This window comes from Paraburkholderia sp. SECH2, from assembly GCF_030464795.1.
In the GTDB taxonomy this organism is placed as follows: Bacteria; Pseudomonadota; Gammaproteobacteria; order Burkholderiales; family Burkholderiaceae; genus Paraburkholderia; species Paraburkholderia aspalathi.
Map to the genome: position 1 here is coordinate 1 of NZ_JALPRH010000058.1, position 9,140 is coordinate 9,140.

The following is a 9,140-nucleotide window of genomic DNA, read 5'->3' on the forward strand; positions in this document are numbered from 1 at the left end:
CCACTCCGCACTGCGTGCGTCGCGGACGGGTCTGCATGGGAAACCACGGGCTTCGCTTTTGCGCAGCGGGAACCATCGGCTTCGCCTCGGCGGCGCGGCGCGCGCCGAGGCGGTACTTCAGTATCGTTTCTTCTGTTGCGGTGCTGCGCTGTTTTATAGCCTGAACTTTCCAACCATCTGCTTCAGGCCGCGGGCCTGGTCGTCCAGGGATCGGGCGGCTGCCGTGGCTTGTTCTACTAGTGCCGCGTTTTGTTGTGTGCCGGAATCCATCTGTGTTACCGCAAGATTGATCTCTTCAATTCCCGCGCTCTGTTCCGATGATGCCGCCGAAATCTCGCCCATGATGTCGGTTACGCGTTTCACCGCCTTTACCACTTCGTCCATCGTTTGTCCGGCATCCTGCGCCAGCGTCGAGCCGTTGCTCACTCGCTCCACCGATGTGCTGATCAAACCCTTGATCTCCTTGGCGGCAGCCGCGCTGCGTTGAGCCAAGTTGCGCACTTCGGCGGCGACTACCGAGAATCCTCGGCCTTCTTCGCCGGCGCGTGCTGCTTCCACCGCCGCGTTCAACGCGAGAATGTTGGTCTGGAATGCAATTCCCTCAATCACGCCAATGATGTCGCCAATGCTCCGCGCACTGTCGTTGATCTCGTTCATCGTCGCCACCACGCGGCTTACTACGTCGCCGCCCTTCTCTGCAATTTCCGACGCGTTGTTGGCGAGCGTGCTTGCCTGCTTCGCGTTATCGGCGTTCTGACGAACCGTCGAGGTCAGTTGTTCCATACTGCTCGCGGTTCGCTCGAGCGCCATCGCCTGTTGCTCTGTACGCTGCGACAGGTCGAGGTTGCCCATCGAGATTTCACCCGATGCGGTTGCGATCGCGTCCGCGCTGGAAGCGATGTCGGACACCGTCGTCGCGAGGCCGCTTTGCATGTCGTGCAACGCGTAGAGCATGCTCGACTTGTCCTTGCGGCCCAATGCGATCTGGTTCGATAGGTCGCCCGCGGCAATCCGGCTCGCGATTTCCTTTGCGTATGCCGGCTCGCCGCCGAGTTGGCCGGCGAGGCGTCGGATTACCCACTCGCTAATGCCGAACGCCAGTACGATCAGCGCGACTGTCATCGCCGCGAGCATCACGAACGATGAGTGGAAGATAAATCCCGATGCTTCGATGGTCGCCTTGGCGGCTGTGCCGCGCTGGGCTACGAGTTCGTCGACCAGTTTTTCGAGCTTGCCGGTCTCGACCAGTAAGGAAACGTCCTGGGTGCCGACCTGCCAGTTCATCTGCGAAAGATCGAGCGGTTGCGCTTTTACGAGGGTCACGAAGTCGCGCAAGTGGCCACTCCATACCGCGACGGCTGCGGCGAATTTTTTCTGCTGGTCGACGGCCTTGGCGTCGGATGTATCGACGTACTGTTGCAGCGTGCCGAGCTCCTTGGCGAGGCCGCTCAAGCCCTTGTCGATGTCGGCGCCGAGTTCGTCGCGTTCCTTGGCGGTGGTCGCGGTCAGCAGCATCTTTTGCGCGCGGCTTGCGCGCAGCATGTGGCCACGCGCCTCTTCGGCGGCGCGGCTCGCGACGTGGCCCTGGTCGTAGATCGATTGTGCGGAAGCATTCAGGCGGCTGATCTGGGTCAGCGAAAACACGCCGATCGCGAGTGTGCCGATCAGCAGCACGGCAAACGCCAGCCGCAACGTCGCCTTCACCGACAAGCCCTTGAGCCGCACGGCCCGCGAGCGGTTGCCCTGGCCACGCGATGGCGACGGCTTGCCCGCCGCTTCTCCTTCCGGTACGAACCCCGCGCCCGTCTGGCCACCCAGCGAAACTGCTTTCATATTCCTCGTCCCCACGTTTCGAACTGCCGGAAAGGTCGGTTCCGGCATTAATACTTATCTCTCCGGGTCTACGGCACAAACGTCTGCGATCTTTAACGCCGCTCGTCTCATGCCGATTGTCGCGCCCGGTCCTCGACGCGTCGCCTTGTAAGCTTCGCGCCCGCGACCGTTTTATACATGGCCAAAAATCCACGAATCGCATTTATCAGACGACGTGCCGCCCACACGTCGCCCTGCGCAACACACTTGACACAGGCACCACCACAGTGCACCGCGTTTGGGTTTCGGCACATCCATGACGCATGGGAAGCGTAATACGTGTCCGATTCTCGACAAAACTTGTCCTTACAATTCGTGCGAGCCACATTAAACTTCGACAGATAGCTGACAAGGCCCGGCGCCGCGTCGAAATGCCGCGGCAACCCGGCAGGTCACGCACAGGCATGCGAACGCCTGAGATCGCGACGCGCCGGCAGCCTGAAATCATGACCGCACACCCTTTCTCCTCTCTCATCTAGCGTATGGAAACGAGCCTCGATAAAAGCACCCTCGCCGGCGCTTCAGCCTCCCCCGCTGGCGCGCAGCCGGCTGCCAAGGTCCAGCGCACGGTCTATTCCGTGCTGGGTGCGATCAGCTTTTCGCACCTGCTCAACGACATGATCCAGTCATTGATCCTGGCGATCTACCCGATGCTGAAAGACAACTTTTCGCTGTCGTTCGGGCAAATCGGGTTGATTACGCTGACTTACCAGATCACCGCGTCGCTGCTGCAGCCGCTGGTCGGCAGCTATACCGACAAGCATCCGAAGCCGTATTCGCTGCCCGTCGGCATGGGCTTTACGCTCGCCGGCCTGCTGCTGATGTCGGTCGCGCCGAGTTTCGGCGTGTTGCTGGTCGCGGCAGCGCTGGTCGGCTGCGGCTCGTCGGTGTTCCATCCGGAGTCGTCGCGGGTGGCGCGCATGGCCTCGGGCGGCCGTCACGGTCTGGCGCAGTCGCTGTTCCAGGTGGGCGGCAATGCGGGTTCGTCGCTCGGGCCGCTGCTCGCCGCGTTGATCGTGATTCCGCACGGCCAGCGCAGCATCGCGTGGTTCTCGGTGGCGGCGCTGGTCGCAATCGTCGTGCTCACGCAGATCGGCCGCTGGTACAAGCAGCATCCGGCCGTGAAGAAGGCGCGCAGCCAGACCGGTCACGCAACCCTGTCGCGCAACCAGGTCATGTTCGCAATGGGCGTACTGATGCTGCTGGTGTTTTCGAAGTACTTCTACCTCGCCAGCATCAACAGCTACTTCACGTTCTATCTGATCGACAAGTTCCATCTGCCGGTGCAGGCCGCCCAGGTCCACCTGTTCGTGTTCCTCGCGGCAGTTGCGGCGGGCACGGTGATCGGTGGTCCGATCGGCGACCGGATCGGCCGCAAGTACGTGATCTGGGTGTCGATCCTCGGCGTCGCGCCGTTCACGCTGCTGCTGCCGTATGCCAATCTGTTCTGGACCGGCGTGCTGACGGTGATCATCGGTATCGTGCTGGCTTCCGCGTTCTCGGCGATCCTCGTCTATGCGCAGGAACTGGTCCCCGGCAAGGTGGGGATGATCGCGGGCCTCTTCTTCGGTCTCGCGTTCGGCATGGGCGGGATCGGCGCTGCCGTGCTCGGGCAGTTGGCCGACGCCACCAGCATCACCTATGTGTATAAGGTCTGCTCGTTCCTGCCGCTGATCGGCCTGTTGACGGTGTTTCTGCCGGATGTCGAAGGCAAGCGCGCAAAAGCGTGATGGGATCTCTTCTGGTTGCTTGAAGAAAAAGGCGCTACGGCGCCTTTTTCCGTTGGGCCGCCCCCTCATGGTGAACCCGCGTTGTCCGCAAGGTAACGCCTGCTCTATGCTTGTGCGGATGTACGCACTGCTGCCCTCTCGCCGCGCCCGGCAGCCGCCCCGAGCCGTACGACTCGACATCCGTTCACTCACGCAGCAGAAGGATCGCCGCCGATGACCACCTACCGCGACTTCCACCGCCGTTCGATCGAGCAGCCCGAGGAATTCTGGCGTGACGAGGCGCAGCGGATTCATTGGCAAACGCCGTTCGATACGGTGCTCGACCGTTCGAATCCGCCGTTCGCGCGCTGGTTCGTCGGCGGCCGCACGAACCTGTGTCATAACGCGGTGGACCGGCACATGGCCGAGCGCCCGCAGCAGAACGCACTGGTGTACGTGTCGACGGAAACCGGCATCGAGCGGCGCTACACCTACGCCGAGCTGTACGCCGAAATCAATCGCATGGCCGCGGTGATGCGCTCGCTGGGTGTGAAGCGAGGCGACGTCGTGCTGCTTTATCTGCCGATGATCCCCGAAGCGCTGTTCGCGATGCTCGCGTGCGCGCGGCTCGGCGCGATCCACTCGGTGGTGTTCGGCGGCTTCGCGGCCCCCAATCTGGCGGCCCGCATCGACGATGCGAAACCTGTGCTGATCGTCACCGCCGACGCCGGCGCGCGTGGCGGCAAAGTGATCGACTACACGCCGCTGGTGGACGAAGCACTGGCGCGCGCGACCCACAAGACACCGCACGTGCTGTTGATCGACCGGCAACTCGCGCCCGAGCGCCTCAACGCGAGCTACCTCGTCGCCTACGAGCCGCTGCGCGAGAAATTTTTCGACGCCCATGTGCCGTGCGAATGGCTCGAATCGAACGAACCCTCGTATGTGCTGTACACGTCGGGCACCACCGGCAAGCCGAAAGGCGTGCAACGCGATGTCGGCGGCTATGCGGTGGCGCTGGCGGCATCGATGGAACACATCTTTCAGGGCAAGCCCGGCGACACGATGTTCACCGCGTCGGACGTGGGCTGGGTGGTCGGCCATAGCTACATCGTCTATGCGCCGCTGATCGCGGGCCTTACCACGGTGATGTACGAAGGCACGCCGATTCGTCCGGATGGCGGCATCTGGTGGCGCCTCGTCGAACAGCACAAGATCAATCTGATGTTCACTGCGCCGACTGCGTTACGCGTGCTGAAAAAGCAGGACCCGGCGCTGCTGAAAAAATCCGATCTATCGAGCCTGCGCGCGCTGTTCCTCGCCGGCGAGCCGCTCGACGAACCGACCGCCGCATGGATCGCCGACGCGCTCGGCAAGCCCGTGATCGACAACTACTGGCAGACCGAAACCGGCTGGCCAATGCTGGCGATTCCGCGCGGCGTCGAAGCCCTGCCCACCAAGCTCGGCTCGCCGGGCGTGCCGTCGGCCGGCTTCAATCTGACCTTGCGTAACGAACTGACGGGCGAGCCCTGCCCGCCCGGCGAAAAAGGCGTGCTCACGCTGGGCTATCCGCTGCCGCCGGGCTGCATGTCGACGGTATGGGGCGACGACAAGCGCTTTGTCAGCACCTACTGGTCGAGCATTCCGAACCAGCAGGCCTACTCGACCTTCGACTGGGGCATTCAGGATGAAGACGGATATGTGACGATCCTCGGCCGCACCGACGACGTGATCAACGTGGCCGGCCATCGGCTCGGCACGCGCGAGATCGAGGAAGCGTTGTCGAGCCACGCGGCGGTCGCGGAAGTGGCGGTGGTCGGCGTGACGGATGCGCTGAAGGGTCAGACGGCGATGGCCTTCGTGGTGCTGCGCGACGCGCAAGCCTACGCGAGCGAGAAGGCGCGGGCGAAGCTGGAAGCCGAACTCACCGCGACGGTCGACCGCCAGCTAGGCGCGATTGCGCGGCCGGCGCGTGTGGTAATGGTGTCGATGCTGCCGAAGACACGCTCGGGTAAGCTGCTGCGCCGCGCGATTGCGGCGCTGGCCGAGGGACGCGAACCCGGTGATCTGCCGACGATCGAGGATCCGGCGGCTTTGCAGCAGGTGCGGGAGGCGCTGGGGGATTCAACGAAGCACTAGCGAGCGGCGAGGCTGATCGTGCGGTGAAAGGGCGACGCAGTCATGCGCCGCTCATTCGTGTGACTGCCGGCTGATCAGCGCCCTGCGCGCCCCAACGGCGAACATGTCACGCCACCCGACGCGCCTCCAGAAACCGCTTCAAAATCGCATTCGAATACGTCCCCGCGATCTCCGTGAGAAACGACACGAACGATTGCGGCGCGTGATCGTCGGCGGTGTCGGAGATGGTGCGCACCACCGCGCACGGCACGCCGTACTCGTAACAGACCTGCGCGATCGCCGCGCCTTCCATCTCCACTGCAAGCGCATCCGGCAGCGCATCGAGCAAGGCTTTGACGCCCGTTGCACTCGCGACGAACTGGTCCCCGCTGATAATCAAGCCACGATGTACGCGCGGTTCGCGCGTGCCGAAGCGCGCCGCCGCAGCAGCGCCCTCCTCAGCAACAAAACGCTCGCACGCGGCGGCCAGTTGATCGGCAAGCGCCGCATCGGCTGCAAAGCGCGACACGCCGAGCAACGGCACTTCGAAGCGTGGAAACAACGGGGACGCGTCCAGATCGTGCTGCATCAGCACGTTGGCGACGACGATGTCGCCGACCCGCACTTCAGTCCCCACGCCACCCGCCACGCCGGTGAACACAACCGCTTCGACATCGAACGCATGGATCAAGGCGCTGACCGTGGCTGCCGCCGCGACCTTGCCGACGCGCGCCAGCGTCACGACGCAAGGCGCGCCATGTACGGTGCCGAGGTGATAGTCACGCTGACCGTGAGTGATGGTGCGCACGCCGGATTCGGCGCGCATCGCTTCGATCAGATCGCCGAGTTCCTGCGGCAAGGCCGCCAGAATGCCTAGCGGACGATGCGAAACCGGCGCACCGCCGCGGTTTGGATCGATGCCGCCCGCGCTCATTCGACCGCCTGCAATTTAGCGACCGCAAGCGCCAGCCACTTCTCGCCGTGCCGCTTGAATTTGACCTGGGCCTTGGCATCCGTGCCACCGCCTTCCAGTGCGGTGATCGTGCCTTCCCCGAACTTGGTGTGGAACACCTGCTGGCCGACGCGGAAACCCGTTTCAGCCGCGCGCTGTTCGTTCGCAAAGGCCGGCAACGGCGCCGGCGTCGACGACACCGCGCCCGTATAACCCGGCCGCGCGAACCAGTCGCGACCATAACCGGCGTTGTCCGAACGCCCGCCCCAGCGCGCGCCCGCCTCGACCTTCGGCGTGAGCCACTTGAGCGTTTCCTGCGGCAGTTCGTCGAAGAAGCGCGAGCGGATGTTGTAGCGCGTCTGGCCGTGCAGCATCCGGCTCTGCGCGAACGACAGATACAAACGCTCCTTGGCTCGCGTGATCGCCACATACATCAGACGACGCTCTTCTTCCAGGCCGTCCGATTCCATCGCACTGTTTTCATGCGGGAACAGCCCTTCTTCGAGCCCGGTGATGAACACCGCCGTGAACTCGAGACCCTTGGCCGCGTGCACTGTCATCAACTGCACGGCTTCCTGACCGGCTTGCGCCTGGTTGTCGCCTGCTTCCAGCGATGCGTGCGACAGGAAACCGGCGAGCGGCGTCATCGTGTCCGGGTTTTGCGCCGGATCGGCGATACCGGGCGCGTCCAGCACGACGGTATTCGGATCATCCGTGGCGACGGCCAACTCAGGCGCCGTGGTCGCGCCTGGACGCAGCGGAATCGAGCGCGCCGGCGTATCCATGCCGTAGCCTTCTTCGCTGACGAAAGCAGCGGCCGCGTTGACCAGTTCCTGCAAGTTCTCCAGCCGGTCCTGGCCTTCACGTTCGTTCTGATAGAACTCAGTGAGACCGCTCGTGCGGACCACGTATTCGACGGTTTCCGGCAGACTCATTTGTTGCGTTTCGGCGCGCATCTTGCCGATCAGGTTTGCGAAACTCGCGAGGCTCGACCCCGCCTTACCCGCGACATACGGAATCGCCGCAGCCATCGAGCAGTTGTATAGACGCGCCGCGTCGGCAAGCTGTTCGATCGAGCGCGCGCCGATGCCACGGGTGGGGAAATTGACGACGCGGGCGAACGCGGTGTCGTCGTTCGGATTGTCGATCAGGCGCAGATAGGCGAGCGCGTGCTTGACTTCCTGACGCTCGAAAAAGCGCAGACCGCCGTACACGCGGTACGCGATGCCCGCATTGACCAGCGTGTGTTCGATCGTGCGCGACTGCGCGTTGCTGCGATACAGGATGGCGATTTCGCTGCGCGAGGTGCCGGTGCTGATCAGCGCCTTGATTTCCTCGACGATCCAGCCGGCTTCCTGGGTATCGGTGGCGGACTCGTAGACGCGCACCGGTTCGCCGTGACCCGCGTCGGTGCGCAGATTCTTGCCCAGACGCCGCGAGTTATTGGCGATCAGCTGATTGGCCGCATCGAGAATATGGCCGTGCGAGCGGTAGTTCTGCTCGAGCTTGATCATGTGCCGGACATTGAACTCGTGCTCGAAGTCGCGCATGTTGCCGACGTTCGCGCCGCGGAAGGCGTAGATCGACTGATCGTCGTCGCCGACCGCGAAGATTGAGTTGGTCTGCCCGGCCAGCATTTTCAGCCACGCGTATTGCAGCTTGTTGGTGTCCTGGAACTCGTCGACGAGGATGTGCCTGAAGCGCGCCTGATAGTGGGCGCGCAGCGGCGGATTGTGCGCGAGCAGTTCAAAGCAGCGCAACAGCAGCTCCGGAAAGTCGACGACACCTTCGCGCTGGCATTGCTGATCGTAGGCTTCGTAGAGTTCGACGAATTTGCGGTTGAAGTTGTCGGTGGCGTCGACGTCTTTCGGGCGCAGGCCTTGTTCTTTGGAATTGTTGATGAAGTACTGGAGATTTTTCGCCGGGTACTTTTCATCGTCGATGTTGAGGCCCTTCATCAGACGCTTGATCGCGGAGAGCTGGTCCGCGGTATCGAGGATCTGGAAGGTGGCCGGCAGGCCCGCGTCGCGATGATGCGCGCGGAGCATGCGGTTACAGAGGCCGTGGAAGGTGCCGATCCACATGCCACGGGTGTCGATCGGCAGGAGGGCCGAAAGACGCGACATCATTTCGCGGGCGGCCTTATTGGTGAAGGTCACCGCCAGGATGGTGGCGGGCGACGCCAGACCGTGCTGGATGAGCCACGCGATGCGCGTGATGAGGACGCGGGTTTTGCCGCTGCCTGCACCTGCGAGGATGAGTGCTGGCTCGTTGGGGAGCGTGACGGCGGCGTGTTGTTCGGGGTTTAGATTGGCTAGCAGATCGGGCATTTTTTGGGAGGACGGCGAGGGCGTTCGACATTATATGCCCCTCCGGGGGTTGGGTTTTTTTGAGGGTTTTTTGCCTTCGCGGCGCTTTTTTCCGTGTTCTTAGCGCTTTGGCCTTTCCTTGCATTGTTAGTGGTCTATTAGCGTTGCCCCTGTGCGGGG

At 63.2% G+C, this 9,140-nt stretch carries 5 protein-coding genes; 2 read left to right on the plus strand and 3 right to left on the minus strand.

Features of this window, described 5'->3' with window-relative positions; genetic code table 11:
- Positions 1-153: 153 nt before the first annotated feature.
- Positions 154-1,833 carry a methyl-accepting chemotaxis protein gene (locus M0D66_RS37685; protein WP_266212932.1) on the minus strand — a complete coding sequence of 560 codons (1,680 nt, stop codon included), beginning with the start codon at positions 1,831-1,833 and terminating at the stop codon, positions 154-156.
- A 521-nt stretch (positions 1,834-2,354) separates the two neighbouring features.
- Here M0D66_RS37685 and M0D66_RS37690 point away from each other — a divergent pair.
- Both M0D66_RS37690 and M0D66_RS37695 read left to right on the plus strand, forming a co-directional pair.
- Positions 2,355-3,602, plus strand: coding sequence for an MFS transporter (locus tag M0D66_RS37690; RefSeq protein ID WP_200652438.1), 1,248 nt, complete (start codon positions 2,355-2,357; stop codon positions 3,600-3,602).
- A gap of 213 nt (positions 3,603-3,815) precedes the next feature.
- The gene (locus M0D66_RS37695) at positions 3,816-5,720 is read left to right on the plus strand and encodes a propionate--CoA ligase (RefSeq protein WP_266212933.1); all 1,905 of its coding nucleotides are present in this window, start codon (positions 3,816-3,818) and stop codon (positions 5,718-5,720) included.
- A 106-nt stretch (positions 5,721-5,826) separates the two neighbouring features.
- Here M0D66_RS37695 and M0D66_RS37700 read toward each other — a convergent pair whose 3' ends face one another.
- Positions 5,827-6,633, minus strand: a complete 807-nt coding sequence (locus M0D66_RS37700) for a 5'-methylthioadenosine/adenosylhomocysteine nucleosidase (protein ID WP_266212934.1) — start codon at positions 6,631-6,633, stop codon at positions 5,827-5,829.
- Positions 6,630-8,981, minus strand: a complete 2,352-nt coding sequence (locus M0D66_RS37705) for a UvrD-helicase domain-containing protein (protein ID WP_054042258.1) — start codon at positions 8,979-8,981, stop codon at positions 6,630-6,632. Before M0D66_RS37705 ends, M0D66_RS37700 begins: the two co-directional genes overlap by 4 nt.
- Positions 8,982-9,140 lie beyond the last annotated feature (159 nt).

Excerpts from the sequence above, each read along its gene's own strand:
- M0D66_RS37700 (WP_266212934.1), bottom strand. The coding sequence starts at position 6,633 with ATGAGCGCGGGCGGCATCGATCCAAACCGCGGCGGTGCGCCGGTTTCG.
- M0D66_RS37690 (WP_200652438.1), top strand. The coding sequence starts at position 2,355 with ATGGAAACGAGCCTCGATAAAAGCACCCTCGCCGGCGCTTCAGCCTCC.
- M0D66_RS37685 (WP_266212932.1), bottom strand. The coding sequence starts at position 1,833 with ATGAAAGCAGTTTCGCTGGGTGGCCAGACGGGCGCGGGGTTCGTACCG.
- M0D66_RS37695 (WP_266212933.1), top strand. The coding sequence starts at position 3,816 with ATGACCACCTACCGCGACTTCCACCGCCGTTCGATCGAGCAGCCCGAG.
- M0D66_RS37705 (WP_054042258.1), bottom strand. The coding sequence starts at position 8,981 with ATGCCCGATCTGCTAGCCAATCTAAACCCCGAACAACACGCCGCCGTC.